The organism is Sphingomonas sp. jy18, from assembly GCF_056931895.1.
In genome coordinates this window covers 913,538-940,514 of record NZ_JBXPBT010000001.1, presented here as the reverse complement: position 1 = coordinate 940,514, position 26,977 = coordinate 913,538, and the positions used below count along the sequence as shown (strand labels likewise).

Annotated in this window: 23 protein-coding genes; 9 read left to right on the top strand and 14 right to left on the bottom strand. The window is 67.5% G+C overall.

Annotated features, from left to right (window positions below; all coding sequences use genetic code 11):
• The first annotated feature begins 87 nt into the window (after positions 1-87).
• Positions 88-636 (top strand): DUF4402 domain-containing protein, encoded by a 549-nt coding sequence (locus AC0QC4_RS04600; protein ID WP_483658527.1) that lies wholly within the window; start codon positions 88-90, stop codon positions 634-636.
• On the opposite strand, the gene holA is transcribed toward AC0QC4_RS04600, so the two are convergent.
• The 4 genes from holA to AC0QC4_RS04580 form a co-directional block, all read right to left on the bottom strand.
• On the bottom strand, positions 623-1,672 hold the full coding sequence (holA, locus tag AC0QC4_RS04595; RefSeq protein WP_483658526.1) for a DNA polymerase III subunit delta: 1,050 nt from the start codon (positions 1,670-1,672) through the stop codon (positions 623-625). The two genes, AC0QC4_RS04600 and holA, sit on opposite strands and share 14 nt — an antisense overlap.
• Positions 1,672-2,193 (bottom strand): LPS assembly lipoprotein LptE, encoded by a 522-nt coding sequence (lptE, locus tag AC0QC4_RS04590; protein ID WP_483658525.1) that lies wholly within the window; start codon positions 2,191-2,193, stop codon positions 1,672-1,674. The genes holA and lptE overlap by 1 nt, the downstream gene beginning before the upstream one ends.
• Complete coding sequence (gene leuS, locus AC0QC4_RS04585; protein WP_483658524.1) at positions 2,190-4,718, bottom strand: leucine--tRNA ligase; 2,529 nt, start codon at positions 4,716-4,718, stop codon at positions 2,190-2,192. The genes lptE and leuS overlap by 4 nt, the downstream gene beginning before the upstream one ends.
• Positions 4,719-4,852: 134 nt before the next feature.
• Positions 4,853-5,260 (bottom strand): DUF3576 domain-containing protein, encoded by a 408-nt coding sequence (locus AC0QC4_RS04580; protein ID WP_483658654.1) that lies wholly within the window; start codon positions 5,258-5,260, stop codon positions 4,853-4,855.
• A 298-nt stretch (positions 5,261-5,558) separates the two neighbouring features.
• Here AC0QC4_RS04580 and AC0QC4_RS04575 point away from each other — a divergent pair, with 298 nt between their 5' ends.
• Positions 5,559-6,251 carry a hypothetical protein gene (locus tag AC0QC4_RS04575; protein WP_483658523.1) on the top strand — a complete coding sequence of 231 codons (693 nt, stop codon included), beginning with the start codon at positions 5,559-5,561 and terminating at the stop codon, positions 6,249-6,251.
• Here AC0QC4_RS04575 and AC0QC4_RS04570 read toward each other — a convergent pair.
• Positions 6,248-6,841, bottom strand: coding sequence for a thiamine phosphate synthase (locus AC0QC4_RS04570; protein WP_483658522.1), 594 nt, complete (start codon positions 6,839-6,841; stop codon positions 6,248-6,250). The two genes, AC0QC4_RS04575 and AC0QC4_RS04570, sit on opposite strands and share 4 nt — an antisense overlap.
• A gap of 23 nt (positions 6,842-6,864) precedes the next feature.
• Here AC0QC4_RS04570 and AC0QC4_RS04565 point away from each other — a divergent pair, with 23 nt between their 5' ends.
• Positions 6,865-7,551: a YggS family pyridoxal phosphate-dependent enzyme gene (locus AC0QC4_RS04565; RefSeq protein ID WP_483658521.1), complete on the top strand. Its 687-nt coding sequence runs from the start codon at positions 6,865-6,867 to the stop codon at positions 7,549-7,551.
• A gap of 85 nt (positions 7,552-7,636) precedes the next feature.
• On the opposite strand, the gene AC0QC4_RS04560 is transcribed toward AC0QC4_RS04565, so the two are convergent.
• Together AC0QC4_RS04560 and pdeM are read right to left on the bottom strand one after the other, a co-directional pair.
• Positions 7,637-10,417, bottom strand: coding sequence for a TonB-dependent receptor (locus tag AC0QC4_RS04560; RefSeq protein ID WP_483658520.1), 2,781 nt, complete (start codon positions 10,415-10,417; stop codon positions 7,637-7,639).
• 143 nt (positions 10,418-10,560) lie between these two features.
• Positions 10,561-11,283 carry a ligase-associated DNA damage response endonuclease PdeM gene (gene pdeM / locus AC0QC4_RS04555; protein WP_483658519.1) on the bottom strand — a complete coding sequence of 241 codons (723 nt, stop codon included), beginning with the start codon at positions 11,281-11,283 and terminating at the stop codon, positions 10,561-10,563.
• Between the two features lie 155 nt (positions 11,284-11,438).
• Between pdeM and AC0QC4_RS04550 the strand changes: the two genes are divergently transcribed.
• Genes AC0QC4_RS04550 through ssb form a run of 3 tightly spaced genes read left to right on the top strand, consistent with a single transcriptional unit; the run spans position 11,439 to position 14,111 of the window.
• The gene (locus AC0QC4_RS04550) at positions 11,439-11,702 is read left to right on the top strand and encodes a FeoA family protein (RefSeq protein ID WP_483658518.1); all 264 of its coding nucleotides are present in this window, start codon (positions 11,439-11,441) and stop codon (positions 11,700-11,702) included.
• Positions 11,699-13,552 carry a ferrous iron transporter B gene (gene feoB, locus AC0QC4_RS04545; RefSeq protein WP_483658517.1) on the top strand — a complete coding sequence of 618 codons (1,854 nt, stop codon included), beginning with the start codon at positions 11,699-11,701 and terminating at the stop codon, positions 13,550-13,552. Before AC0QC4_RS04550 ends, feoB begins: the two co-directional genes overlap by 4 nt.
• A 22-nt stretch (positions 13,553-13,574) precedes the next feature.
• Positions 13,575-14,111 (top strand): single-stranded DNA-binding protein, encoded by a 537-nt coding sequence (gene ssb / locus AC0QC4_RS04540; protein WP_483658516.1) that lies wholly within the window; start codon positions 13,575-13,577, stop codon positions 14,109-14,111.
• A gap of 75 nt (positions 14,112-14,186) precedes the next feature.
• On the opposite strand, the gene AC0QC4_RS04535 is transcribed toward ssb, so the two are convergent.
• The 3 genes from AC0QC4_RS04535 to AC0QC4_RS04525 form a co-directional block, all read right to left on the bottom strand.
• A complete protein-coding gene (locus AC0QC4_RS04535) occupies positions 14,187-14,483 on the bottom strand; it encodes a hypothetical protein (protein ID WP_483658515.1) in 297 nt (98 codons plus the stop codon).
• 294 nt (positions 14,484-14,777) lie between these two features.
• Entirely contained in the window at positions 14,778-15,317 is a 540-nt protein-coding gene (locus AC0QC4_RS04530; RefSeq protein WP_483658514.1) for a YceD family protein, read from the bottom strand.
• Positions 15,314-15,838 carry a ubiquinol-cytochrome C chaperone family protein gene (locus tag AC0QC4_RS04525; RefSeq protein WP_483658513.1) on the bottom strand — a complete coding sequence of 175 codons (525 nt, stop codon included), beginning with the start codon at positions 15,836-15,838 and terminating at the stop codon, positions 15,314-15,316. Before AC0QC4_RS04525 ends, AC0QC4_RS04530 begins: the two co-directional genes overlap by 4 nt.
• 163 nt (positions 15,839-16,001) lie before the next feature.
• On the opposite strand from AC0QC4_RS04525, the gene AC0QC4_RS04520 reads away from it, so the two are divergent.
• Positions 16,002-16,514 carry an outer membrane protein assembly factor BamE gene (locus AC0QC4_RS04520; protein WP_483658512.1) on the top strand — a complete coding sequence of 171 codons (513 nt, stop codon included), beginning with the start codon at positions 16,002-16,004 and terminating at the stop codon, positions 16,512-16,514.
• Positions 16,515-16,590: 76 nt separating this feature from the next.
• Here AC0QC4_RS04520 and AC0QC4_RS04515 read toward each other — a convergent pair whose 3' ends face one another.
• On the bottom strand, positions 16,591-18,855 hold the full coding sequence (locus tag AC0QC4_RS04515) for an NADP-dependent malic enzyme (protein WP_483658511.1): 2,265 nt from the start codon (positions 18,853-18,855) through the stop codon (positions 16,591-16,593).
• A 120-nt stretch (positions 18,856-18,975) separates the two neighbouring features.
• Between AC0QC4_RS04515 and mutS the strand changes: the two genes are divergently transcribed.
• Together mutS and AC0QC4_RS04505 are read left to right on the top strand one after the other, a co-directional pair.
• On the top strand, positions 18,976-21,609 hold the full coding sequence (mutS, locus tag AC0QC4_RS04510; RefSeq protein WP_483658510.1) for a DNA mismatch repair protein MutS: 2,634 nt from the start codon (positions 18,976-18,978) through the stop codon (positions 21,607-21,609).
• A 9-nt stretch (positions 21,610-21,618) separates the two neighbouring features.
• Positions 21,619-24,405 carry a [protein-PII] uridylyltransferase gene (locus AC0QC4_RS04505; RefSeq protein WP_483658509.1) on the top strand — a complete coding sequence of 929 codons (2,787 nt, stop codon included), beginning with the start codon at positions 21,619-21,621 and terminating at the stop codon, positions 24,403-24,405.
• On the opposite strand, the gene AC0QC4_RS04500 is transcribed toward AC0QC4_RS04505, so the two are convergent.
• The 3 genes from AC0QC4_RS04500 to hemC are packed head-to-tail and all read right to left on the bottom strand — an operon-like array spanning position 24,406 to position 26,949.
• Positions 24,406-25,305, bottom strand: coding sequence for a mitofilin family membrane protein (locus AC0QC4_RS04500; RefSeq protein WP_483658508.1), 900 nt, complete (start codon positions 25,303-25,305; stop codon positions 24,406-24,408).
• The gene (locus tag AC0QC4_RS04495) at positions 25,298-26,020 is read right to left on the bottom strand and encodes a uroporphyrinogen-III synthase (protein ID WP_483658507.1); all 723 of its coding nucleotides are present in this window, start codon (positions 26,018-26,020) and stop codon (positions 25,298-25,300) included. Before AC0QC4_RS04495 ends, AC0QC4_RS04500 begins: the two co-directional genes overlap by 8 nt.
• Entirely contained in the window at positions 26,020-26,949 is a 930-nt protein-coding gene (gene hemC / locus AC0QC4_RS04490) for a hydroxymethylbilane synthase (RefSeq protein WP_483658506.1), read from the bottom strand. Before hemC ends, AC0QC4_RS04495 begins: the two co-directional genes overlap by 1 nt.
• Between the last annotated feature and the right edge of the window lie 28 nt (positions 26,950-26,977).

The window sequence follows — 26,977 nt, the reverse complement described above, 5'->3', positions numbered from 1 at the left end:
TGCGGCACAGAAAACCGGCTGTTAACTACGAATGATGCATCTTGTCCGACCATGAGAGCCAAATGCACCATTAGGCGCGGTAACGCCATGCCTGCTTTGGCCGGTGCGGCGAAACATGTGCTTTGCGCCGGCGGCGGCATTGCCATCCTGCTCGGCGCGGCGTCACCGGCGGCGGCGCAATGCTTGCTGTGTACCGACAGCAGCGCGCCTGCGTCGAGCAGCGTCGATGGCATTCTGCCCGAACTGCCGTTGCGGGTCGAAGTGATTGCCGATCTCGATTTTTCGCGTCTGGTCGCGGGCGATGGCGGGGGCAGCATCACCCTCGATCCGCAGAGCGGCGGTGGGCAGACACAGGGCAATGTCGCCCCGCTGGGTGGGTATGGCTTTTCGGGCCGGGTAATCGTCACCGGCACCCCGCTGCGCAATGTGCGCGTCAGTCTGCCCGAGTCGATTACGCTGACGGCATCCGACGGCCGTACCGCCCGGGTAACGCAAATCAGCACGGGCGAGGCACCGGTGCTCAGGTTGGGCGTTACCGGGCGACTCGAATTCAGCTTTGGCGGCCGGCTGGACATCAGTGGCAACGAGGACGGCGATTATCGCGGCCGGATCCCGGTGACTGTCAGCTACGAATAGCTCTGCCCCCGCTCGCCGCAACCCGGGCAATGTCGAGAAGCCCGGCCCGCAGCAGCACATCCCCGGCGTTGTCGGGCGCCTTCATTTCCCGTTCGAGCCGGTGCAGCCGCTCGACCAAGCGTGCGAGGCGGGGCGAATCCCAGCGCGAGAGCTGTGCGGCGATGGCCGACCGCTCTTTCCAGAATATGGCTTTGCCCGCCGCCTCGATGACCTGCGTTACCGAACGCCCCCCATCGACTGCAGTGCGCAGCTCCGCGAGCTGCAGCGCGCGACGGGCCATCGCGCGAATCAGCGGGATGTCGGCAACGCCGGTTGCGGCTAGCTTGGCGAACTGGCCTGGCAGCTCGTTCAACTGGCCGCCGAGCACGACATTGACCGCAGCGCCCACATCCTCCTCGGGCAAGTCGGCACCGATGGCATGCCAGTCGCCAATGTCGGCCGAGCGCGGGCTCGACGGGTCGGCATCGCAATAGAGCGCGAGCTTCTCGACCTCGCGCGCCATCAGCGCACGGTCGCCCCCGGTTGCGGCGAACAGCGCAAGCGCGACGTCATGGTCGACGCGCAGGCCCAGCGGCTTGGCCAAGCCTTCGACCAGGCGGTCGGCGTCCCGGAGATCGGGTAGATAGGAGATCACGCCGACAGCCGCGGGATGCTTTTCGGCGAGTTTCACTAATTTCGATCGCGCGGTCAGCGACGCGCCGATAATTACTGCCGGATTGCCCGCGGCCGGGGCATCGAGCAGATTTTCCGCGGCCGCGACCAGTTCGTCGCCACCGCCGGAAAAAATCGTCACGCTGATCCAGCGGCGACCGCCGAACAAGGACATCGACGCCGCCTCGTCAGCCAGGGCGGCGGGATCTTCCTTGAGTTTTGCCGGGGTAAAGTCGATCCGCTCGGCATCCGGACCCATCGCCTTGGCGAGATCGGCCTGCATTGCGCGGGAGCCCGCCTCATCCTCGCCGCCCAGGACATAGAGGCGAATGGCGGGGTCAGGGCGTGCCAGCGCGGCACTTGCAGCGCTGCCCTTGAGCAGCATCAGCGCGCGGCGGGGTTGTCGCCCGCCCGATTGCGGGCATAGAGCGCGACCCGCGCGACGATCTGGTCGGCAATGTCCACCGACAGTTGCTCGAGCGCCGTCCGTTCGGCCGCGATCGTCGCATATTCGCTGCCGACGACGTCGATGCCGGCATCGGCTGTCGCCGTGGCGTCGACCAGCGTGGTGCCGGTACCGGTGTCGACCAGCTGCCAGCGCGCGCGCAACGTGCGCCGCTCACGCGTCACCGAATCATCCCGCCGCACGGCGAATCCGCTGATCTGGTCGTCGAGCCGGACGTCGATGCGATAGCGCGGATGCGCACTGTCGCCTGCGGCGCTCAGCCGGTCGCGGATCGCATTGCGTACCAGCCAGCCCGCCTCGCCTTCGATTTGCGCAACGCTGACCGATGATAGCGCGCTGGCCACAGGACCGCGGGTTCCGCCTGCATATAGCGGCTGCAGACCACACCCGGCCAGCGCGGGGGCCATAAGCAAGGCAAGCAGGGCGGTGCGGCGGATCATGCGACGATATTGACCAGACGGTCGGGCACGACAATCACTCTTTTCACCGCCGCGCCTGCCAGCGTCCGCTGTACCGCAGCATTGGCCAGCGCCAGAGCCTCCAGCTCGGCCTTGTCGAGCCCCTTGGCGACGGTGATCGTGTCTTTCAGCTTGCCCATCACCTGCAGCGCGATGGTTACCTCGTCATCGACCAGCAGCGCAGGATCCGCGACCGGCCAGGCGGCGTCGGCGATCAGGCCGGGTTCGCCCCACAGCTTCCAGATTTCCTCGGCGATATGCGGCAGCATTGGTGAGGCGAGCAGCACCAATGCGCGCGCTGCGGCATCGCGGCTGGCCGAGGGCGCGGCTTTCTCGATGGCGTTAGACAGCGCGTAGAGCTTTGCGACCGCCTTGTTGAAGGCCAGCGCGTCGATATCGGCGGTTACGCCGGCGATGGTCTTGGCGGTCAGCTTGACGAGCGTGACGTCATGACCGCCGCCGGTGCGCGGTGCGGTGGCGATACGCCACAACCGCTGGACGAATCGCCAGCAGCCCTCGATGCCGCTTTCCGACCACTCCAGATCGCGCTCCGGCGGGCTGTCCGACAGCATGAACCAGCGCACCGCGTCCGCGCCATATTGGTCGATGATGCCGTCGGGATCGACGACATTCTTCTTCGCTTTTGACATCTTTATCACGCGACCGACATCAACTGGCTGTCCGTCTGAGCGCAAAGTCGCACCATTGCCGGTCCGATCAACCTCCTCGGGAGTAAAGTATTGGGGTCCTACCCCTTCACCTCGTGACCGGCTGTAGCTTTCGTGGGTGACCATTCCCTGCGTGAACAGATTGGCAAATGGCTCTTCAAGTTCGATCTTGCCGATGTGCGCCAGCGCGCGGGTCCAGAAGCGGGCATAGAGCAGGTGCAGGATCGCATGCTCGATACCGCCGATATATTGGCCGACTGGCAGCCAGCGGGCGACTTCCGCCGCATCGAACGGCTTGTCGCCGGGCTGGCTGGCGAAGCGCAGGAAATACCAGCTGGAATCGACAAAGGTGTCGAGCGTATCGGTTTCGCGCCGCGCCGCAGCGCCGCAGCCCGGGCAATCGACTTGCTTCCAGGTCGGGTGCCGGTCGAGCGGGTTGCCGGGCACGTCGAACGTGACGTCATCGGGCAGCACCACCGGCAACTGGTCCTTGGGCACGGGCACCACGCCGCATGCATCGCAGTGGATCACCGGAATCGGTGTGCCCCAATAGCGCTGGCGACTGATGCCCCAGTCGCGCAGCCGCCAGACGGTGGTACCCCTGCCCCAACCCTCGGCCTCTGCCCGCGCGATTATGGCGGCTTTGGCGTCCGCGATGCTCATGCCATTCAGGAAATGCGAATTTACGATGCGACCGGGGCCGGTGAAGGGCTCATTTCCCTCAAAATGCGGATCGGTCTGGTCGCCATCGGCAACCACCCGCACCACCGGCAAGCCATATTTGCGGGCGAAATCGATGTCGCGCTGGTCATGCGCCGGGCAGCCGAAAATCGCGCCGGTGCCATAGTCCATCAGCACATAATTGACGACCCAGACCGGCAGGTGCCAGTCGGGATCGAGCGGGTGCTCGACGGTCAGGCCGGTATCGAAGCCCAGCTTTTCTGCCGTGTCCAGCTCGGCCTGTGCGGTGCCGCTGGCGCGGCAGGTGGCGATGAACTCGGCCAGCTCGGGCGCATTCGCCGCCAGCCGCTCGGCAAGCGGGTGGTCGGGCGCGACCGCAACGAAGCTCGCACCGAACAGCGTGTCCGGGCGGGTGGTGAACACCGCGATATGATCCTGCGAGGCGGGAAATTTGAAGCGGAACTCCAGCCCCTGCGACTTGCCGATCCAGTTCTCCTGCATCGTCCGGACCTTCTCGGGCCACTGGTCCAGCGTACCCAGTCCGTCGAGCAATTCCTCGGCAAAGTCCGTGATCTTCAGGAACCACTGGCTGAGCTTGCGCCGCTCGACCAGCGCGCCCGAGCGCCAGCCGCGCCCGTCGATCACCTGTTCATTGGCCAGCACCGTGTGGTCGACCGGATCCCAGTTGACGTAGCTTTCCTTGCGGGTGACGAGGCCGGCCGCCATCAGGTCCAGAAACAGCGCCTGTTCATGGCCATAATAGTCGGGATCGCAAGTGGCGAGTTCGCGGCTCCAGTCGATCGACAGGCCCAGCCGTTTCAGCTGCGCCTTCATCGCCGCAATGTTGGCGCGGGTCCAGCCGCCGGGGTGGACGCCCTTTTCCATCGCCGCATTTTCGGCCGGCATGCCGAATGCGTCCCAGCCCATCGGGTGCAGCACGGCATGGCCGGTCATCAGCTTGTAGCGGGCGATGACGTCGCCCATCGTGTAGTTACGCACATGGCCCATGTGGATGCGCCCTGAGGGATAGGGAAACATCTCGAGCACATAGGCGGCCGGCCGGTCCGGGTGGCGGTCGGCGCGGAAGGTTTCGGCGCCTTCCCACGCGGCCTGCCAGCGCGCATCGGCGGCCATCGGGTTGAACCGTTGGTCGGTCATGTGTCTTTCCTCACGGTAATCCGCAGCATAGCAACCAAAACCGTGTCCCTGAGCCTGTCGAAGGGCTGACTTTCTTCGACGCTCGAAGAAAAGGACACTCCTTCGACAAGCTCAGGACAATCGGGAAAAGGGGATTATTCCGCCGCCAGCGCCGTGCGGCGGAGATCGCGAGCCTTGGTAAGGATGATCTCCTCGACCCGTTGTACCGTGGCGGCGGCGATCGGCGCGTCGACCCAGGTACCATTCTGCGCCACCTGCCGCGCGCCGGAGACGCGCAGCGCATCGGCGCGCAGATCGCGATCGAGGATCGCCACCGTCAGCTTGACGCGCTCGCCCGGATTGTTGGGGTTGGCATACCAGTCGGTGACGATGACGCCGCCGCTCGAATCAGCCTGCAAGAGCGGCGCGAACGACAACGCGTCGAGGCTGGCGCGCCACAGATAGGCATTGACGCCAATGCTGGTGACCTGGCTCGCCGCCAGATCCGGGGCAGCGCGCTCACGGCCACCGCACGCCGTCAGCGCCAAGGCAAGAACCGACATGCCGACCAGGCCCGAGGTCCGGGTGGAGATGAGCTTAAGAGACGAAATGTGCATGGGCGGTCGATCATCCTTGAACACGGGCTGCGCAATGCCTGCGGAATATGCGCCTTCCCGCCAGTGTTGCGACCTCTAGCCGTGCAGCGGGGCATGGGCAAGCATTGCGGCGCCCAGCGCGGTTCAGGCCCTTTTCCGGCCAACTGTGCAACAATGCCACACCTTGCGAATTATGGACTCGCGGCACTGGAAAAGCGCCAGCAAAGGGTGATATGGAAAAGGGTGAAAGTGGAGTCGTGCAGACATGATGTCTGATCGTAGCTTTGCGATGCTGGGTCTGGGGGCACTGGTTGCCGCCGGTCTCGCCGCGTCACCGGCGATCAGCGCCTCCGATTCAGATATCCGCGCCGCGACCCTGTCGTCGCTGGTCGGCCGCTTCACCCCGGCTACCGGTGAGCCTGCGTTGCTGGCCCGCTATGCCCGGCTGACCGATGAGGATCGCCGCAATTTCCGCTTCACGCCGGCAATGCCGGGGACAGAAAACCGCGCCGTGACGCTGGTGCGCCGCGTGACGCCCGCGACGGTCGCAGCGGATGGCGGTGCGACCCGCACCAGCCAGCCCATCGCAATCACGCCCGTCACCTATCGGCTCGGTTCGGCTGTAGGCTACAGCTCCTTTGCTACCGGCATCGAACGGACGACCGTCGATATCTCGGCCCTGCCTGCCGCACGGACGGCGACGCCACGTGTCGAGCGCGACTCGCGATTCGGCGCCGACATGCGGCTGGACAGCCGTTCGCTGCCGGGTTCGAGCGACCGGTCGCTCGATCCTGATCGGGCCTATTCGGTCGACGTGACCGGCAGCTACCGCCTGTCGCGTAACCTCGACGTGACCGCCGGTGTCCGCCTGAAGAGTGAGAATGACCGTCTGGCCCCGCTGACCGATCAGCGGCAGGATAGCCAGGCCGTCTACGTCGGAACCCAGTTCCGCTTCTAACGCTTCGGCCGATTGCGACTGCCTGGAAGCCACGCGTCGATGGCGGCCCACCCGGCTGCGCCATGCCGGCGCAGCGCCTGAAATCGCCCCTTGTCCATTCCGCCCAGCGCGACCGCCTGCCGTGGCATCGACGCGGCGAGCAGTGCAAAGCCGCGCACACCCAGCACCGGCGCGCCCGGGTGAGTGCGGGTCGGCCACACGGGGGAGACAAGGATCGCATCGGCACGCCAGCGCTTCGCCCTTGCCAGCTCGGCCCGGTCATGGACGGCGAGGCTGAGAAAATCACGACGGGGTTTTGCCGGGGAGGGCGGTATCGCTGCACCGTGCCGACCGTCATAGCCGGTGCTCGCGCCGCGCCCAGCGAGCAGCAGCAGATGCCGCTTGGCCCGCGCGACCCTGACGATCGATCGGATCAGCGTTGCCCGATTGTCGGGCCGCAGCGCATAGGGCCGGACCACGATGGCGGAGCGAGGGGGCATGGCCGCAACGATCTGCGGCAGACTGTCGCCCAGCCGGGCATCGGTCATCAGCCAGTGACCGGGCACCGGGCGCCGATGCGATGGCGATTGCGGGGGGTGGCGAGACAGCATTTGCGCTCCTATAGCCCGCTGCCGTGACCACGCCACCCGACCCTTCGACCGATGCTGCCGCCTTCCGGCTCGCCGCCGTTCAGGCTGCCATTGCCACGGCGGCCGCCGACGCGCGTCGCCCGGCCGCGGATGTGACCTTGATCGCCGTTTCCAAGACGCATGACGGGCCCGCGATCGAGCCGCTGATCGCGGCAGGGCAGCATCATTTCGGGGAAAATCGCGTACAGGAGGCGCAGGGCAAATGGCCCCGGCTGCGCGAGGCGCATCCGGGCCTCACCCTGCACATGATCGGGCAGTTGCAGTCGAACAAGGCCGACGATGCTGTCCGGCTGTTCGACGTCATCCATTCGCTCGACCGGTCCAGCCTGCTCGTCGCCCTCGCCAAGGCGATGGATCGCCAAGCCCGGCGCCTGCCCTGTTTCGTTCAGGTCGATCTGGCGGGCGAGCCACACAAGGGCGGCTGTCCGGTGGGGGCGCTCGGGGCCTTGCTCAGCGAAGCGCGCGATGCGGCCATCCCCCTGGCGGGGTTGATGGCGGTGCCACCGGTCGGGCGGGAACCCGCTCCATGGTTTGCGTTGCTCGCCAAGCTGGCCGACGATCATGGTCTCACCGGGCTCAGCATGGGCATGTCCGGCGATTATCCCACCGCAGTGCGGCTCGGCGCCAGCCATGTCCGGGTCGGGACCGCGCTGTTCGGCGACCGGGGCTGATTTTCGAGAGCTTAGATTGTCGTGAGCGGACAAAAAAAGGCCCGCTGCCTTTCGGTAGCGGGCCTCTTTTTGAGGTGTCTGCGGATCAGAAGCTGCCGCGCACCGTGATGCCATAGGTCCGCGGTTCGGCAAGGAACTGCGAGAAGATCTGGCGACCGCCCGGATACTGCGGGTCGGTGAACGGAGCGGAAGTGGTGCCCGCCTGGAACGGCGAGTTGAAGGCCACCTGCGCATAGTCGATGTTGAACAGGTTCTGCGCCCACAGCTCGATCGCCCAGCGATCGTCCGGACCACGCAGGCCGACACGGGCATTGACCAGCGTGAAGCCGTCCTGTTCCTTCTGCGGGAACAGGTCGGAACCGGTATTGTAGTCGCCCGTGGTGCGGACATCGACATAGAACAGGCCGGACAGGCCGCTGCTGCCGATTTCCGGCGTCCAGGTCACCGAGCCGGTGGCAACCAGTTCCGGTGCGTTCGACAGATTGTCGCCCGGCAGCTTGCGCAACGCAGGATCGAGCGCGGCACCGCGGCGGTTACCGACCAGATTCTCGTTGTAGCTGGTGTCCGAGTAGGTCAGGCCGGCAGCGACGCGGAAGTTGCGCGCCGGAGCCAGCGAGGCTTCGAGTTCGACACCTTCCGAACGGACCCCGTAGGTCACGTCGCCGGCGGCGCAGGCGCCCGTAGCCGCGCTGGTGTCGCGGTCGGCGCCGTTGAGGTCCGTGCTGCAGCCGTTGATCGACTGCACCAGGAAGACCGTGCCATTGAAGGTGTTAAGCTGGAAGTTCTGGAAGTCCTGACGGAAGGCGGCGACGCTCAGGCTGAACTCGCGGGTGGCGTATTTCGCACCCAGTTCATAGGCATCGACGATTTCCGCGTCGAACTGCAGGTTGCCGACCAGCGACTGGGCTCCGCCAGCGGCGGCGAAGGTCGTTGTCGGCACGCCGTTGATCACCGCGATCGGGGCCTTGAGCGCCGAACGATCGAGGTTGAAGCCGCCAGCCTTGTAGCCGCGCGAATAGCTGCCGTAGAGCAGCAGGTCGTCGGTCGGACGCCACGAGGCGATCGCGGTTCCGGAGAATTCGCTCTCGCTGCGGCGATCGTTGATGCTGACGCCATTGAGTTCGGCGGTCGAGTTGCCCTGACAGCCGAGGCCGATCAGCGCGCCGGCCAGCGCGCGGGCGGTGGCGTTGGCGCTGGTCAGATCGTCGGTCAGCGAGCTCTGCAGACGGGTGCAGATGGTGTTGTTGTTGCCGAAAGTGGCGTCGAACCGCTTGCGTTCATGCGTGTACCGCAGGCCCAGCGTGATATCGAAGGTCTCGGTCAGGCTGATGATATTGTGGGTGAACAGCGCCCAGTTGCGGCTGTTCTGCCGATATTGATCCGTGGTCGAGCCAAGGTTGTTGAGGCTGTCGAGCAGGGTGAAGCCGGCGGCGATGTCCGCGCCGGTCTGGCCGCCGCCGGTTGCGCCGGCCAGCGTTGCCGGGCCGACGCCGGGGACGACGCAGCCCGGGCTGGTCGGCGAATAGAGGCCGGCGAGGCCGCCACCGGAGATGATGCGGCAGGTGGCGAAGCGGCCATATTGGCTGCCGAAGCGCAGATTGTCCTGCACCGTCAGGTCTTCATCGGCGAAGAAGCCGCCGACCAACCAGTCGAGTGCACCGTCGAACGCTTCGCCCTGCAGGCGCAGTTCCTGGGTGAAGGTGTGGAACTGGCGGAAGGCATCGTCGCTCGGCGTGCGGTACAGGATGTCGACCGCACCATAGTCGGTGTCCGATCCCTGGCCGCTGCGATATTCGCGATAGCCGGTGATCGAGGTCAGCTTGGCGCCGCCCAGATCGTAATCGGCCTGTAGGCTGACACCATAGTCGGTGGTTTCGCCCGAGAAGCTGCGGCCGGGGCTCACATAGATTTCGCGGCTGTAGCCCTGGTTGAACCCGCGCAGCGGCTGGCCAAGGTCGCGCAGCACGTTGATGATGTTGTTGCCGGTGGTCTGCAGCGGCGACAGCGGGGTCGACGGATTGTTGAGGTTGCCGATGAATTCGTTGACCGAGCTGTCGACATAGGTCGCGGCGCAGCATTCCTCGGTGCGGCGGGTGTAGTCACCGATCAGTCGGAACGACAGCGCGTCGGTCGGCTCCCACAGCAACTGGCCGCGCAGGAAGTAGCGGTCACGATTGTTGACGTCGACGTTGTTGGTCGTGTCGCGATAGAAGCCGTCGCGCTTGACATAGACGCCATCGAGGCGCGCCGCGAGGGTTTCCGAAATCGGCCCGGTGACGCTGCCGCCAAGGCGGATATAGTCATAGTTGCCGTAGGTCGCTTCGAAATTGGCGCCGAAGTCGAAGGACGGGCGCTTGGAGACGATGCTGATGATACCGGCGGAGGCGTTGCGGCCGCCCAGCGTGCCCTGCGGGCCGCGCAGCACTTCGACGCGCTCGATTTCGCCCAGTTCGTTGAGGCCGATGCCCGAGCGGCTGCGATAGACGCCGTCGATGAACACCGCGACCGAGCTTTCGAGGCCGGGGTTGTCACCGACCGTGCCGATGCCGCGAATACGCGCAGAACCATTGGCTTCCGAACCGGTCGAGGAGACGAGCAGCGACGGCGCGACCTGGTTGAGCTGGCGGATGTCGTTGGCGCCGCTGTTCTGCAGCGTTTCGGCCGAAACCGCAGACACCGCGACCGGCACGTCGGACAGCAGCTGGGCGCGGCCCTGCGCGACGACGACGATATCGCCTTGGTCGTCGGCTTCTTCGGTGGCATCCTGCGGAGCAGCGTCCTGCGCCATCGCGGGGGCGGCGAGCGCGGTCAGGCTGGCAGAAAACAGCAGCGCCGCCGACACGGCGCGCGAGGTGCGAAAACGCATTTCTCTCTCCTCATCCAAAAAATTGGCGGCATGCTCGCGGTGGCAGGCCTTTCCAAACAAACCGGGTTTATGAAAAACGAAGTGATTGCGCCACTGTGATGATGCGGTCACCCTAAATTCCTGACCGGTGTGCGACTAGAATGTCACACTGCCCGGCTGCGCCGATACCGGCTGCGCCGATACCGGCGCTGCTGTTCGGGCAGGGCCGCAGGCTGCTGCAAGGGGAAGCGCAGTGTCCCCCTGGCGGTCGCCACCCAGGCCTCGCCGTTCGGCCCGAGCAGGCCGGCAAGCGCGGCATCGCGAATGTCGAGCCCGCCGGTCAGGGCACCGAAGGCCGGCAGGATGACGCGGTGCCCCGTCACGGCAAAACAGGGCCGGCTGACGCTGCGCGCTGCCGTGTGTACGCGCAGCTTGGGGTGGAAATGGCCGGAGATTTCATAACCGGTCTCGTCCGCTAGCGCTTCGTGACGCAGGATGATGCCATCGACCTCGGCCTCGACGCAGGTCTCCCCGGGCAGGCGGGCAGAGCGGTCATGATTGCCGGCGATCCACACGATCCGCCGCCCCTTCGCCAGCCGTTCGGTCAGCGCCAGCGCGGCAGGGTCCAGCCGCTGCGGGCCATCGTCGTCGTGGAAACTGTCTCCCAGCGCCCAGATTTCCCGTACCTGCCAGCGATCGGCCAGTGCGACCAGTTGCGTCAGCGTGGCTTGGCTGTCGAACGGCGGGAGATGCTGGCCGCCGCGTGCGAACCAGCTGGCCTTTTCCAGATGCAGATCGGCCACCAGCAGGGCCCGCCGCTCCACCCAGAGCAGCGCGCGCTCGGGCAGCGCCTTGAAGCTGCGCTCGGCGAAGGTGACGTCGTGCATGGCACGGCGATAGAGGTGGGGGGCCCGCGCGCGCAAGCACAAAAGGGAAACATGGGCGGGCGAGGCCGGGCCTTGCCTGCGATTCGTCGCATCGCCAGCGCAATAATCGTCAACCTGCCATTGCTTTTGCACCGCGAATTGATAATCGCTCGCAAATGCAATCGACCACCGAGGTCCTGTCTCTCGATCGCCTGGCCATAGGCGTGCCCGCCCGCATCGCGTCGGTCGACTGGTCTGCACTGTCTGCCAGCGAGGGGCGACGCCTGCGCGAGCTTGGCCTGTACGAGGGCGTCGATGTCGAGATCATGCACCGCGGCAGCCTGTTGTTCCGCGATCCCATTGCCGTGCAGGTCGGCCGCATGCGCGTGGTGATCCGCGCAGCGCATGCCGCCGCCGTGACGCTGGAGCAGCGCCGATGACGGCAATGCCCCCGATGATCGTGCTGGCTGGCAACCCCAACGCCGGCAAGACCAGCCTGTTCAATGCGCTGACCGGCGCCCGGCAGAAGATCGGCAACTATCCGGGTGTCACGGTCGAGCGCCATGCCGGGCGCGGCACGTTCGCTGACGGCCGGCCGATCGATTATGTCGACCTGCCCGGCACCTACAGCCTTACCCCGTCGAGCCCCGACGAGCAGGTCAGCCGAGACGTGCTGCTGGGGACCCAGGCCGGCGAGCGCAAGCCCGACGCGGCGCTGGTGGTGATCGATGCCGGCAATCTCGAAAACCACCTGCGGTTCACGCAGGAGGTGCTGGCGCTAGGCCTGCCGACAGTGGTCGCGCTGAATATGGTCGACATGGCCGAACGCGACGGGCTGACGCTCGACGCCGAACGGCTCTCGGCAGAACTGGGGGTGCCGGTGGTGCCGACCGTCGCGGTGCGCAAGCGCGGGCTGGATGCCGTGGCTGCCGCGCTGGACGCCGCCCTGATCGCGCCGCCACGGCCGGTCGGCCCCGCGCCCGACGAGACGGAGCGGCGTATCGAGGCGCGGCGCATGGCCCGGGCGGCCACCGTCAGCGAAACCATCAGCCGTGATCTGACCCGCCGTATCGACCGCGTGCTGCTGCATCCCGTTGCCGGCTTCGCGTTGCTGCTGGCTCTGCTGTTCGTGATCTTCCAGGCCGTGTTCAGCCTGGCCGAGGCGCCGATCGGCTGGATCGAAGGCGGCCTTGCCATGCTGTCCGACAGTGTGGGCAGGATGATGCCGGAAGGCTTTTTCCGCGACCTGCTGGTTGAAGGGGCCATCGGCGGCGTCGGATCGGTCATCGTCTTCCTGCCGCAGATCATCATCCTGTTCTTTTTCATCCTGATGTTGGAGGCGACCGGCTACATGGCGCGCGCCGCCTTTCTGATGGACGGGCTGATGGCGCGAGTCGGCCTGTCGGGGCGGGGGTTCATCCCCTTGCTGTCCAGCTTTGCCTGCGCGATCCCCGGCATCATGGCGACACGGGCGATCGCCGACCCCAAGGACCGGTTGACGACGATCCTCATCGCACCGCTGATGACTTGTTCGGCGCGGCTGCCGGTCTATGCGGTGATCATCGGTGCCTTCATCCCTGCGGTCCGCGTCGGGCCCGGCATCGGCCTGCAGGGGCTGGTGCTGTTCGGCCTCTATGTCGTCGGCATCGTTGGCGCGTTCATCGTTGCCGCGGTGCTGCGGCGCACAGTGACCAAGGGCGCGTCGGGCGGTTTTCTGATGGAACTGCCCCGCTACCAATGGCCGCGCCTCGCCGATCTGGCGCTCGGACTGTGGCAGCGGGCGTGGATATTCCTGCGCCGCGCCGGCACCATCATTTTTGCGACCACGATTCTGCTGTGGCTGTTGCTGAGCTTCCCGAAGGTGCCGCTGGGCAGCGATGCCAACCAGCTCGAATATAGTTTCGGCGGGCGCATCGCCTCAGTGATCGAACCGGTGGTCGCGCCGATCGGCTTCAACCATGATATCGCCATCGCCATCATTCCGGCGATGGCCGCCCGCGAGGTCGCGGTGTCTGCGCTGGCCACGGCTTATGCGATCGAGGCCGATGGCGAGGATGAGCAGGCTGCCGCGCTCGGCCCGACGCTCTCCGGTCGCTGGAGCCTGGCCACCGCGCTCGCGTTTCTGGCGTGGTTCGTCTTCGCGCCGCAATGTATTTCGACCATCGCCGTCGCCCGGCGGGAGACCAACAGCTGGGGCTGGACCGCCTTCATGGTTGGCTATCTGTTCGCACTGGCCTATGTCGCGGCAGGGGCGACCTATTGGGTCGCGGTGTGGTTCGGGCTCGGCTGAACCGGCGATACGGGAACAAGCGATGGCAGGTAGCGTCAACAAGGTGATTCTGGTCGGCAATCTGGGCGCCGACCCGGAAGTGAAGAGCTTTCAGAATGGCGGCAAGATCGCCAACATCCGCATCGCCACCTCCGAAAGCTGGAAGGACCGGGCCACCGGGGAGCGCAAGGAGCGCACCGAATGGCACAATGTCGTCCTGCAGTCCGAGGGGCTGGTGGGTGTGGCCGAACGCTATCTGAAGAAGGGTAGCAAAGTGTATATCGAGGGCCAGTTGCGCACCCGCAAATGGCAGGACCGCGACGGCAATGACCGGTACACCACCGAAGTGTCGGTCGGCGGCCTTGGCGGCGTGCTGACCATGCTGGATGGCGCGCCGGGCGGCGGTGGCGGTGGCGGTGGCCAGCGCGGCGGTGGCGGCGGCAGCTGGGGCAGCGCCGGCGGCAGCGGCAACGGCTGGGAAAGCGGCGGCTCGGGCGGCTATGGCGGCGACCAGGGCGGCTCGCGTGGCGGCGGCGGCGGTGCGCCGTTCGACGATCTCGACGACGAAGTGCCGTTCTGAGCGTTTATCGCTGACAGCAAGGATGGCGATGCCCGCAGCCGTCGCGTCGACGGCTGCGGGCATTGGCGCGGCGGGTCACCCTTCCGCCGAGGTAACGGCGATGCCGAACCGCGCCCACTGCTGGGCGGTGTGGCAGATATTGCCGCTGCGGCCGCTCACGATCCGGGCGCGTTCGACGCAATAGCGCACTTCGCGGACGCTGCGGCGCGGCTGCGGACGGGCAGTAACGGCGCGGATCAGCGCGCGGGTCGACACGTTCATGCGCCGGGCGGCTGCGGCAATCGCCGGCCGGTCGGCGTGGGTGATGGTGTCGTTGGGCACGGCGGCGGGGCTGGCGGCAAGGGCCAGAGCGGCAAACATCGAAAAAGCCATCGGGGGGACTCCTGTAGGATGGTGGCAACAGCGCCACCCCCGATCATCTGCATCTACTGTGCCAGTTGACTAATACACCTCTACCGGGCCAGCTGACCGTGCAGGTCGCCCCTCAGATAAACCATTGTATTGTTTCATTATATCAGGGCGGATGAATTGAGCCGCCGTCGTGCCGACCCCGCTCGCGCGGGCGGACCAATGCTGGCGCAAAGTGCGAAGCTGTGGGTATTCCCGCCCGGATGACGCGGATTCACGCCGGCGGCACGACGTCGCCCAGGCCAGGCACCCAGTCGATCAGGCGGTCGGCGCTCCGCCCAGCCGGTCACGCAAGCCGGCGAGCGCGCCGAAGCTGCCGGCTTCGCCTTCGCTCAATATCCCGCGCTCCTTGACCACCCGGTCAGCATCGGGGCCGCGCGGGTAGGGGTCCAGCGACAGGGCCAGCGTTTCGGTGACCATGTCGCCCAGATCGACGCGGCCCTGATCATAGCCGATCACGTCGAGTTCCGCGTCGGACAGTTCGATTTCCGCTTCCGCTTCCGCCGCTTCCAGCTTCTGCTTGGGGACGAAGCGCACCATCACCGGCGCGTCGATGGTCGCAGCGACCGGCTCGGCAGAGACGACGCAGCGCTGCACCACCTGTGCCGACAGGCGGCCGGCAACGATGATCTCGTCGTCTTCGGTGTCGATGGACAGGGTCGCTTCCAGCCGGTCCACCGAATCGATGGCAAAGCGCCTGGCAATGGCGCTGCGCTGCGCGTCATCGGCGCGCAGTTCGACCGGTCCCGATTGCCGCCGCGCTTCGGCCAGCGTCATCAGATGCTCGAATTCGCTCACCGGGCAAGCCCGGGCAGGGTGCCGGCGAGGATGGTCGCTGTGTCGCTGGCATCGAGCGCGGCGGCGAAGGCCGCGAGGCGGGCGGCAACGGCGTCGGCCCCGGGGCCGGGGTCCGCGGTGCGCCACAGGTTGCGCACCAGCGCCGCGCGCAGCTCGGCGACGTCGCCGCCCGCGCTGCGGTAAGCGGTCAACCGGCCGCCGAGTGCCGCCATCATCTGGCCGACATGCTTGCCGACGGTGACATCGCCGATGCCGATCTGGCGCAACTGGCCATCCATGTCGTCGACGAACAGTTCGGCCAGCCAGACGCTGGGCTGCTTGGCGCCGTCGTCCTTTTCGAGGCGGATCAGCACATGGGTGAGGATCGCCGCAATCATGTCGAACCGGCCATCGACCGTGTCGGGCGCGCCATCGAGATACCAGGCGGGCTCGCGGCCCCGTGCGACAATGGCGTCGTACAGCGGGCGGACAGTGGAGCGGGGATCGTCGGATGAGCCGAACAGGCGCTTGAGAAGGTTCATGCCTGCGCAGATAGGAAGGAAAAGCGCCGCTGCAAAGCCATGCCTGTCTCCGGCATGGCGCCTGCCCTTGTGTGGCGCGCCCCTTATCGCCTAAGGCTGAGGGCAACCTACCGGGACCGGCGGCGGCACGGCCCCGTCGCCCTTGCACGAGGATTGCCCGTTGATGCCTTCTGTCCGCGCCCTGTTCCTGTCTGCCGCCGTGGCCGTTTCGCTCGGCGGCTGTGCCCAGTTCCAGACCCGTCAGGGCTATATCTTCGATCAGGTTCTGGTCGATTCGGTCACGGTCGGCCTCGACAACCGGGAATCGGTCGAGCGCACGCTCGGGCGGCCGACCTTCTCGAGCCAGTTCGGGGTCGCCGAAGGCCGGCCGGCCATCGTCACGCCCGAGCAGGCCAACGAATGGTATTATCTGGCGCGCACGACGCGTCAGCCGCCCTTCGGCCGTCCGCGCCCGGTCGACCAGGTGGCGATCCGCGTCCGTTTCGATGCCTTGGGCAATGTCTCTGCGATCGACCGCACCGGCGTCGAGACGGTGGTACGGATCAGCCCCAATGGCGACAAGACGCCGACGCTGGGCCGGGAGAAGAGCTTCTTCGAAGAGCTGTTCGGCAACATCGGCACGGTCGGCGCACCCGGCGCGGGTGCGGGCGGCGCCGGCGGCCAGGGCGGCCGCTGAGGCCGGGGCAGCGGCAATCGCCGCCGCCTTGCAGCAAAGCCCGGCTTGCGCCGGAACAACGCGATCGGGACAGGCCCTAGCGGGCGATGCCGCCTGAGGCGAGCACAGCCAGCGTCACCAGTTCGCTCGCCGTCGCTGCCATCGGCGCGACCTGCACCGGCTTTTCCATCCCGATCAGCATCGGCCCGATCACCGCATCCCCGCCCAGCTCGCGCAGCAGCTTGGCGGAAAGGTTGGCCGACTGCAGCCCAGGCATCACCAGCACATTGGCGGGGCCGGAAAGGCGCGCGAACGGATATTTGCTGAGCATGCGCATGTTGAGCGCGACGTCGGGCGACATCTCCCCCTCATATTCGAAATCCGCACCCTCGGCATCGAGCATGGCGACAGCCTCGCGGATGCCCTCCAGCCAGTTGCCCGGCGGGTTGCCGAAGGTGGAATAGGACAGGAAGGCGACGCGCGGTTCATGGCCCATGCGCCGCGCCACAGCGGCGGTTTCACGGGCGATCTGCGCCAGCTGCTCGGCCGAAGGACGCTCGTTGACGGTGGTATCGGCCATGAACACGGTGTGATGCTGGCCGACCAGCACATGGATGCCAAATGGGGTGCGCCCCGGCGCATGATCGATCACCCGCCGCACTTCGCGCATCGTCTGCGCATAGGTGCGGGTCACACCGGTCAGCATCGCATCGGCAACCCCCATGTCGACCAGCAGCGCGCCGAAGATGTTGCGTTCCTGATTGACCATCCGCTCGCAATCGCGCCTGAGGTAGCCGCGCCGCTGCAGACGCAGGTAGAGCCGGTCGACCATCTCGGCGACCAGCGGCGAGTTGCGGCTGTTGTGCAGCTCGAAACTGTCCGGATCGGTGACGCCCAGCTCCTTCAGCCGGTCACGCACATCGTCGCGCCCGACCAGCACCGGTGTGCCATAGCCGCCATCGCGGAACATGATCGCGGCGCGCAGCACCACTTCTTCTTCGGCCTCGGCGAACACCACGCGGCGCGGATTCTTGCGCGCCGCCTCATAGGCCAGCGTCAGCACCGAGGTCGTCGGGTTGAGGCGGGCGCGCAGCGACTGGCGATAGTCCGCCATGTCGTCGATCGGCTTCTGGGCGACACCGCTGTCCATCGCTGCCTGCGCCACGGCGGCGGGCACCAGTTCCATCAGGCGCGGGTCGAACGGGGCGGGGATGATATATTCATGGCCGAAGCTGGCGGCCCGCCCGCCATAGGCCGCCGCCACTTCCTCCGGCACCGGCTCGCGCGCGAGCTGGGCGATGGCGTTGGCCGCGGCGATCTTCATCGCATCGTTGATCTGCGTCGCGCGCACGTCCAGCGCGCCGCGGAAGATGAAGGGGAAACACAGGACATTGTTGACCTGGTTGGGGAAGTCCGACCGGCCGGTGGCCACGATCGCGTCGGGGCGCGCCGCCTTGGCATCGGGCGGGGTGATCTCCGGATCGGGATTGGCCATGGCAAAGATGATCGGCGCCGGGGCCATGTCCATTACCATCTCGGGCTTGAGCGCGCCGGCGGCAGACAGGCCGAGGAACACGTCCGCGCCCTTCAGGGCCTCGGTCAGGGTGCGGGCATCGGTAACGGCGGCATGGGCCGATTTCCACTGGTCCATCCCGTCGGTCCGGCCCTGGAAGATCACGCCCTTGCGATCGCACATGATGACATTGTCATGGCGCACGCCCATCGCCTTGATCAGTTCGGTGCAGGCGATAGCCGCCGCACCCGCGCCGTTGACCACCACCTTGACGGTGGCGAGATCGCGCCCGGTCAGCCAGCAGGCGTTGATCAGGCCTGCAGCGGTGATGATCGCGGTGCCATGCTGGTCGTCATGGAACACCGGGATGTTCATCCGCTCCTTGAGCGCGGCTTCGATGATGAAACAGTTGGGCGCGGCAATGTCTTCGAGGTTGATGCCGCCAAAGCTCGGTTCGAGCAGCTCGACCGCGGCGATGAAGGCATCGGGATCCTCGGTCTTGACCTCGAGATCGATCGAATCGACGTCGGCAAAGCGCTTGAACAGCACAGCCTTGCCTTCCATCACCGGCTTGGAGGCGAGGGCACCGAGATTGCCGAGGCCGAGGATCGCGGTGCCGTTGGAGATGACCGCAACCAGATTGCCCTTGATCGTATAGTCATAGGCAGCGGCCGGATCGTCGGCGATGGCGCGGACCGGCACGGCGACGCCCGGCGAATAGGCCAGCGCCAGGTCGCGCTGCGTCGCCATCGGCTTGGACGCGATGATCTCGATCTTCCCGGGGCGGCCATGGGCATGGTAGAGCAGCGCCTCCCGATCCGAAAACTGCACCTTGCTCTCGTTGCTCACCAGCCACGTCCCCTCTTGCGCTTACCGGCGACACCGTAGCGGCATATGCGTTGCGGCGGCAATCGCTTTTGCCCGCCCGCATTGCGCTTTGGTGCGGCAGCGTTAGGGACGGTGCCGATCATGTCGAGCGCCGCCGACCCCAAGATGACGCCGATGATGGCGCAATATCATGCCCTCAAGGCAGAGGCGGAAGGCTGCCTGCTCTTCTATCGGATGGGCGACTTCTTCGAACTCTTCTTCGACGATGCCCGCGCCGCAGCACGCACGCTCGATATCGCGCTGACCACGCGCGGCGACCATGGCGGGGAGCCGGTGCCGATGTGCGGGGTGCCTGTGCATGCCGCCGAATCCTATCTCGCCAAGCTGATCCGCGCCGGCCATCGCGTTGCCATTGCCGAGCAGGTGGAGACGCCGGAGCAGGCCAAAAAGCGCGGCGGCTCCAAGGCGCTGGTGGCGCGCGCCATCGTCCGCTTCGTTACCGCCGGCACGCTCACCGAAGACACGCTGCTCGACAGCAAGGCATCAAACTGGCTGGTGGCGCTGGCAGAGGCAGCGGGCGCGCAGGCCTGGGCGGCGGTCGATGTCTCGACGGGCAGTTTCGAACTGGGGCCGCTGATCGATGGCGCGCATGCCGAACTGGCGCGGCTGGCGCCGTCGGAAGTGCTGGTGGCCGACGGTGGCGCCTTTGCCGCCGACATTCCCGCAGCATTGCTGCATGCGCGCCCGCGGGGGGAATTCGACAGCGCCCACGGCGCGGCGCGGCTGGCGGCGCTCTATGGCGTCGCGACCCTCGACGGTTTCGGCGAGTTCAGCCGCGCCGAGCTGGCTGCAGCCGGTGCGCTCGTGGCCTGGCTCGACCGGGCGGGGGCGGGCCAGTTGCCGTGGCTGCAACGCCCGCGGCGACGCGAGGGCAATGACCGGCTGCTGATCGATGCCGCGACCCGCGACAGCCTGGAGATCACACGCAGTCAGTCCGGCGATCGCAAGGGCAGCCTGCTGGCGGAGGTCGACCGGACCGTGACCGGCGCCGGCGCGCGGATGCTGGCCGCCGATCTTGCCGCGCCGCTGGCCGATGCCGTCGCGATCATGGCGCGGCATGATCTGGTCGACTGGGCGGTGCGGGAGGACGGCCTGCGCTTCGATATCCGCGCCGCGCTGTCGGCCCTGCCGGACATCGGCCGCGCGCTCGGCCGGATCGTTGCCGGGCGCGGCAGCCCGCGTGATCTCGGGGCGCTGCGCGACGGGCTCGACGGTGCGCGCCGCTTGCGCGAACGATTGGCGGGCGGAGAGCTGCCACGCCTGCTCGAGACGATCCTGCCGCGCCTCGACGGGCATGGCGCGCTGGTCGACGAGCTGCAGCGGGCGCTGGTGCCATCGCCGCCGACCGAAGCTGCGTCAGGCGGTTATATCGCCGCCGGCTATGACGCCGCGCTCGATACGCTGCGCGACGCTGCGGCGGGCGGACGCCGCGCCATTGCCGCGCTGGAGGCGCGCTACCGCGAGTCCACCGGCATCGCCTCCCTGAAAATCCGGCACAACGCGGTGCTCGGCTATCATGTCGAGGTGACGGCCAAGCATGCCGATGCGCTGATGATGGCCGAATCGGGCTTCACCCACCGCCAGACGCTGGCCGGTGTGGTGCGCTTCAATTCGCCCGATCTTGCCGATGAGGCCGCCCGGGTCGTTCAAGCCGGTGCGCACGCCTTGGCTGCAGAATCGGCGCATCTGGAATCATTGATGGCCCTGGCGGCAGCGCGGGCGGACGCCATTGCCGCGAGTGCCGATGCGCTGGCCCGGATCGATGTCGCCTGCGCGCTGGCGGAGCGCGCCGTCGAAGGCGGCTGGGCCCGCCCAGAACTGGTCGACAGCCCCTGTATCGATGTGCGCGGCGGGCGGCACCCGGTGGTCGAGGCCGCGCTTGCCGCGACTCCCGGAGGGGAACGGTTCGTCGCCAACGATCTGTGCCTGCTTCCCGAAGACCGGATGTGGCTGGTCACCGGGCCCAACATGGGCGGCAAGTCCACCTTCCTGCGCCAGAACGCGCTGATCGTCGTGCTGGCGCAGGCGGGCAGCTTCGTGCCTGCATCGGCCGCGCGGCTCGGCATCGTCGATCGCCTGTTCAGCCGTGTCGGCGCATCGGACAATCTCGCGCGGGGCCGCTCGACCTTCATGGTCGAGATGGTCGAGACCGCCGCAATCCTGGCACAGGCGACCGAGCGCAGCTTCGTCATCCTCGATGAGGTGGGCCGCGGCACCTCCACCTATGACGGGCTGGCGCTGGCCTGGTCGATCGCCGAGGCGGTGCATGACATCAACCGCAGCCGCTGCCTGTTCGCCACCCATTATCATGAGCTGACGCGGCTGGCCGAGCGGCTGGATGCGCTGTCGCTGCACCATGTCCGTGCGCGCGAATGGAAGGGCGATCTGGTGCTGCTGCACGAGGTGGCGGACGGCCCCGCCGACCGCAGCTACGGCCTTGCGGTGGCGCGGCTTGCGGGCTTGCCGCCGGCGGTCATCGGCCGCGCCAGGGACGTGCTGAAGAAGCTGGAGGCCGGCCGCGCGGCGACCGGCGGGCTGGCGGCGGGGCTCGATGATCTGCCGCTGTTCGCGGCGTTGGCGGTCGAAGCGCCGGCTGCGGTCGACCCCTTGCGCAGCGCGCTGGCGGCGATCGATGCCGACGCATTGACCCCGCGCGATGCGCTCGATGCAATCTACCGGCTCAAGGGGCTGGCGGCGTCGGAGCCGGACGCCTAAGCCGGGCACATGGCCGACCGCTTTGCCTCCTTGCCTGACCGGCGCGCGATCATCGATCGCAGGGCGCTGGCCGAAGTGCTGGCCGAACTGGGCGGTGGCGACCAGAGCCTTGCGCAGAAGCGCGCCGCGCTGGCGGTGCTGCTGGGGGATGCGCTGGCGTCGGGGCGGGCGGAAATTGCGCGGCGGCTGGGCGAGCATCCCTCGCGCGGGCGTGAGGCGTGCCAGGCGCAGGCTTTCCTGATCGACCAGATCGTCCGCTTGCTGCACGATTTCACCATCGGCTACCTCTATCCCAGCGGCAACCGCTCCTCGGGCGAGCGGCTGACGCTGATCGCGGTCGGCGGCTATGGTCGTGCCGAGATGGCGCCGCACAGCGACATCGACATCGGCTTCCTGACACCTTTCAAGCAGACGCCCTGGGTAGAGCAGGTCATCGAATCGATGCTCTACACGCTGTGGGATCTGCGGCTGAAGGTCGGCCACAGCTCGCGCTCGCTCGACGAGATGGTGCGCATGGCGCGCAGCGACCTGTCTATCCGCACCGCGCTGCTCGAAGGGCGCTATATCTGGGGCGACCGGGCACTCTACGAGGATGCAACCGCCCGCTTTGCCGCAGAGGTGGTCAACGGCACCGAAAAGGCGTTTGTCGCCGAAAAGCTGGTCGAACGCGACGAGCGGCACAAGCGCATGGGCGACAGCCGCTATGTCGTCGAACCCAATGTCAAGGAGGGCAAGGGCGGCCTGCGCGACCTCCACACCCTGTTCTGGATCGGCAAATATCTGCACAAGGTGCGCACGGTGGGGGAGCTGGTCGACACCGGCCTGCTCACCCGCAGCGAGTTGCGGCAGTTCGAGCGGGCGGAAAATTTCCTGCTGGCGGTGCGCTGCCACCTGCACATCATATCGGGGCGAGCGGAGGACCGGCTGACCTTCGACGTGCAGCCCGAAATTGCGCGGCGCATGCGCTTTGCCGACCGGCCGGGCAAGTCCGCAGTCGAGCGGTTCATGCAGCTCTATTTCCTGCACGCCAAGACGGTGGGTGACGTCACCGGCGTGTTCCTGGCGCATCTCGACGACCAGATGGCCAAGAGCGGCTCGCGCTGGCTGCCCGATTTCATGACCCGGCGGGTCAAGCGGCTCGACGGCTTCGTGCTCGACCGCGGGCGGCTGGCTCTGCCCACGGACGACTGGTTCGAGCAGGATCCGGTGCGGTTGGTCGAGCTGTTCGCGCTCGCCGACCGGCATGGCGTGGAAATCCACCCGACCGCGATGCGCGCGGCGCGGCGCGACGCGCGGCTGATCGGCCCCGATGTGCGCCGCGATCCCCGTGCCAATGCGCTGTTTCTCGATGTTCTGACGTCACCGCGCGACCCGGAGACGGTGTTGCGCTGGATGAACGAGGCCAGTGTGTTCGGCCGCTTCGTGCCTGATTTCGGTCGCGTCGTCGCGCAGATGCAGTTCGACATGTATCATCATTATACGGTCGACGAGCACAGCATCCGCGCCATCGGCCTGCTCGCGCGGATCGAGAAGGGCGAGCTCAGGACCGACCATCCGCTGGCCACCGCCATCCTCGGCCAGCTGATGTCGCGGCGCGTGCTCTATGTTGCGGTGCTGCTGCACGATATCGCCAAGGGCCGTGGCGGCGACCATAGCGTGCTCGGCGCGCTGGTCGCCGAGCGGCTGTGTCCGCGCCTAGGGCTGACCGCGGCGGAGACCGAAACCGTGGCCTGGCTGGTGCGCCACCATCTGCTGATGTCAGCCACTGCCTTCAAACGCGACCTTGCCGATTTCAAGACGATCCTCGATTTCGCGGCGGCGGTGCAGAGTCCGGAGCGGCTGCGGCTGCTGTTGGCGCTGACCGTGGTCGACATCCGCGCGGTCGGGCCTGGGGTGTGGAACGGCTGGAAGCGGCAGTTGCTGTCCGATCTGTTCGACGCGGCGGAAGAGGTGCTGCGGCTTGGCCACAAGCAGCGCGGGCGCGAAACGCGCATCGCCGAGAAGCAGGCGGCGGTGGCCGAGCGGCTGGACATCGGCAGCGAGGAAATGGCGCGCATCGCCCGGCGCATGCCCGACAGCTTCTGGATCGCCGAGCCGATCGACGTCGCGGTGCGCAACGTGCTGATGGTGCGCAAGGGGCCGGTCGACGGGCTGCTGGTCGAAGCCGATTTCGACAGCGAGCGGCAGGCGACGCTGGTCAGCATTCTCGCGGTCGACCACCCCGGGCTATTCTATCGCATCGCCGGCGGCATCCATCTCGCTGGCGGCAACATCATCGACGCGCGCATCCACACCACGCGCGACGGGCTCGCGGTCGACAATTTCCTGGTACAGGACCCGCTCGGCCGGCCCTTTGCCGAGGACAGCCAGATCGCCCGGTTGCGCACGGCGATTGCCGACAGCCTGGCCAACCGGACCCGCCTGACCGACCGGCTGGTCGCCAAACCGCTCGCCCGCACCCGCGCCGAGGCGTTCCGTATCGAGCCATCGGCGCTGATCGACAACAAGGCATCGAACCGCTTCACGGTGATCGAGGTCAATGCGCAGGACCGGCCGGCGCTGCTCAACCAGCTCGCCTATGCGCTGTTTCAATCGAAGGTGACGCTGCACAGCGCGCATGTCGCGACTTATGGCGAGCGCGCGGTCGACACCTTCTACGTCACTGACCTGGTCGGCGGAAAAATCGACGGCAAGGCGCGGCTGCGGGCGCTGGAAAAGCGGCTGCTCGAAGCGGCGGGCGGGGGTGGTAGTGGCGATGCCGGCTCTGCCGCCGACCGGGCGCGCGACGCTGCCTGATCAGGGGCGGGCGTCGGGATCGCGGTTGCTGCCCGGTTCCAGGATCGCCGCGGTTTCGATAAGGTCGAGCGCGCGCCGGGCGTCATTGTAGCGGCGCGCCTCGTTGAGCCAGTTCTGCACCAGCGGATCCTGCTGGCCGGGCAGTGCCTCGACATCCTGGATCGCCTCATCCACCCGCCCGTTGTCAAGCGCCTGCTGCGCCTGTTCAAAGCGACGGGTCGGCCGGTTGGAGGGCGCATCGGCGCGCCGGATCACCACCAGGCTGGTCAGCGCCCGCCCCGCCCGCGTCAGCCAGCCGGACTGCGCATCGGTCAGCAGCACCGGGCGCAGCGCATCGAGCTGCGCTGCCAGCTCATCGGCGGTAATCGGGTTGTTGGCGGCGCTCAGGATCGAATTGACGGCGTTGGGCTGGCTCTCGCCGAAGCGCAGGCGCAGCTGGGCCTCCATCGACCCCAGCGGGAAGCCCCGCTCGACGGCACGGCGCGCGGCAAAGGCAACCAGCAGCGCTTCGGCGCGCGCGGCATTACCGGAAGCGCTCTCGGCGGCGAGGGTGATGCGCGCCAGCCGCTCCTCCAGCATGCCAAGACGCGCAGTCACGGTGCTGGTTTCGGCGGGGCTCAGCGGCATCGGCGCGGCGGCCGGGCGCTGGGGCAGCGGCTGGGCGGCGTTGGCGATGGGGGCTGGCGCCGCCTTTGGCTCGGGCGACAGCGCAAACCCGGATGCCGGGCCCAGAAAGGTCAGCGCCAGCCAACCACCGCCTATGCCGCCCAGCAGCAGCGTGAGGATCAGCGCGATGGTGGTCAGCCGCCAGGGCGAGCGCGCTGGCGCATCGATGGTGGCAGGGTAGATGGTCGGCCCGTCGCTGGCGGTCGGGAAGGATGCGCTTGCGCTGTCATTCATCTGCTTTGCCTTGCTCGCCCGGGCCGGCGGGTCGTTCGCGCGCCGTTGGGGCCATGTTCTGGCACAGCTTGGCGACGAGTGCCACCATCTGTGCGTCGCCGGGGCTATCCGCGACGAGGACCGATTGCCAGCCGGCACCCGCGGCATCGGCGACGGCCTGGCTTATCGCGACAAGCGCGACGCGGCTGCGGTCGGTGGCGGCCTCGGCCAGTTGCCCGGCGGCGCGGCTGCTGTGCAGCATCGCGATGCAGGGCTCGGCCAGCGCCGCTGGCGGCAAGGGCAGGGCCCTGCTGCGATAGACGGGCACAGCGGTCACCCGTGGCTCGATGACGTCATCCATCCGAGTGCGATCCTCGCCGCACAGCCACAGCAGGCGTTCGCTTCCCGCTCCGACCAGGTCTGCCACGCCGCGGTCGCCGACGCGGGCCGCATTAAAACCGGCAGCGCGCGCTGCCCTCGCGGTGCTGTCCCCCACACACCAGGCGGGAAGGCCGGTCAGCGTGGCCAGTCCCGGACCGCCGTGGCGCAGGGCATTGGCGCTGGTCAGCAGCAGGGCATCCTGCCGGTCGATCGGCGGGGCCTGCCATGCCAGCGGCTCGACCGTGAACAGCGGCAGCGGCGTGGCGGCGATGCCGCACGCTGCGAGCCGGCCGACCGTCTCCGCCGTACCCGGCTGAGGCCGCAGCACCAGCACCCGCGGTCGGGCTGTAGCCATCATCCGGCAAAAAGCGCGCGTACGCTGGGCGGTGCGGCGTCGAGCAGCCGGCGCGCGACGTCGGCAGGGGTCGTCTCACCGGCGATCAGCGCGGCTTCGCTGACCCAATCGCTGCCATCCATCGCCAGAATCTCGGCGGCCAGATGCAGCGCCCCATCCACGCCGATGGTCGCCCTCGCCGCGATCGGCGAGCGGCAGTCGCCGCCCAGCTCGGCCAGCAGTTCGCGCTCGGCTTCGACGCAGCGGCAGGTCGGCTCATGGTTGATGGCGCTGACCAGCGCCCGCACATGGGCATTGTCGGCCAGCACTTCGATGCCGACTGCGCCCTGCGACGGCGCCGGAAGCATGACGTCATAAGGAATGGCAACGCCGGTATCGGCCATACCCAGCCGGTCCAGCCCCGCTGCGGCGAGCAGCGTGGCATCGGCTTCGCCCGCCGCGATCTTGGACAGGCGGGTGCCGACATTGCCGCGCAGCAGCACCAGCTTGAGATCGGGCCGCAGCCGCAGCAGCTGCGCGCTGCGGCGCGGACTAGACGTGCCGACAATGGCGCCCTGCGGCAGGGCATCGATGTTCGGCGCGCCGATCAACCGGTCACGCCCGTCCGCGCGCTCGAGCATGGCGGCGACGACGAACTGGGTAGGGCGGATCGTCTCCACATCCTTCATCGAATGTACCGAGGCATCGGTGCGCCCTTCGCCCAGCCACACGTCGAGCTCGCGCGTCCACAGCGCCTTTCCGCCGACGTCGGCGAGGGCGCGATCGAGGATCTTGTCCCCCGATGCCACCACCGGCACCAGCTCGACGGCGCCGAGCGGCCAGCCATGGGCGGCGCACAGCGCCTCGCGCGTCATTTCCGCCTGCCGCATGGCCAGCGGTGAGGAGCGGGTTCCAAGCCGGAACGGCCGGTCGGGGAAAGGCAGGGTCATGCACCCTGACTAGCCCAAGCTTGCGGTG

Coding starts and splice junctions, on each gene's coding strand:
- AC0QC4_RS04600 (WP_483658527.1), top strand. CDS start 88: ATGCCTGCTTTGGCCGGTGCGGCGAAACATGTGCTTTGCGCCGGCGGC.
- holA (WP_483658526.1), bottom strand. CDS start 1,672: ATGCTGCTCAAGGGCAGCGCTGCAAGTGCCGCGCTGGCACGCCCTGAC.
- lptE (WP_483658525.1), bottom strand. CDS start 2,193: ATGATCCGCCGCACCGCCCTGCTTGCCTTGCTTATGGCCCCCGCGCTG.
- leuS (WP_483658524.1), bottom strand. CDS start 4,718: ATGACCGACCAACGGTTCAACCCGATGGCCGCCGATGCGCGCTGGCAG.
- AC0QC4_RS04580 (WP_483658654.1), bottom strand. CDS start 5,260: ATGTCGGTTCTTGCCTTGGCGCTGACGGCGTGCGGTGGCCGTGAGCGC.
- AC0QC4_RS04575 (WP_483658523.1), top strand. CDS start 5,559: ATGATGTCTGATCGTAGCTTTGCGATGCTGGGTCTGGGGGCACTGGTT.
- AC0QC4_RS04570 (WP_483658522.1), bottom strand. CDS start 6,841: ATGCTGTCTCGCCACCCCCCGCAATCGCCATCGCATCGGCGCCCGGTG.
- AC0QC4_RS04560 (WP_483658520.1), bottom strand. CDS start 10,417: ATGCGTTTTCGCACCTCGCGCGCCGTGTCGGCGGCGCTGCTGTTTTCT.
- pdeM (WP_483658519.1), bottom strand. CDS start 11,283: ATGCACGACGTCACCTTCGCCGAGCGCAGCTTCAAGGCGCTGCCCGAG.
- AC0QC4_RS04550 (WP_483658518.1), top strand. CDS start 11,439: ATGCAATCGACCACCGAGGTCCTGTCTCTCGATCGCCTGGCCATAGGC.
- feoB (WP_483658517.1), top strand. CDS start 11,699: ATGACGGCAATGCCCCCGATGATCGTGCTGGCTGGCAACCCCAACGCC.
- ssb (WP_483658516.1), top strand. CDS start 13,575: ATGGCAGGTAGCGTCAACAAGGTGATTCTGGTCGGCAATCTGGGCGCC.
- AC0QC4_RS04535 (WP_483658515.1), bottom strand. CDS start 14,483: ATGGCTTTTTCGATGTTTGCCGCTCTGGCCCTTGCCGCCAGCCCCGCC.
- AC0QC4_RS04525 (WP_483658513.1), bottom strand. CDS start 15,838: ATGAACCTTCTCAAGCGCCTGTTCGGCTCATCCGACGATCCCCGCTCC.
- AC0QC4_RS04520 (WP_483658512.1), top strand. CDS start 16,002: ATGCCTTCTGTCCGCGCCCTGTTCCTGTCTGCCGCCGTGGCCGTTTCG.
- mutS (WP_483658510.1), top strand. CDS start 18,976: ATGTCGAGCGCCGCCGACCCCAAGATGACGCCGATGATGGCGCAATAT.
- AC0QC4_RS04505 (WP_483658509.1), top strand. CDS start 21,619: ATGGCCGACCGCTTTGCCTCCTTGCCTGACCGGCGCGCGATCATCGAT.
- AC0QC4_RS04500 (WP_483658508.1), bottom strand. CDS start 25,305: ATGAATGACAGCGCAAGCGCATCCTTCCCGACCGCCAGCGACGGGCCG.
- AC0QC4_RS04495 (WP_483658507.1), bottom strand. CDS start 26,020: ATGGCTACAGCCCGACCGCGGGTGCTGGTGCTGCGGCCTCAGCCGGGT.
- hemC (WP_483658506.1), bottom strand. CDS start 26,949: ATGACCCTGCCTTTCCCCGACCGGCCGTTCCGGCTTGGAACCCGCTCC.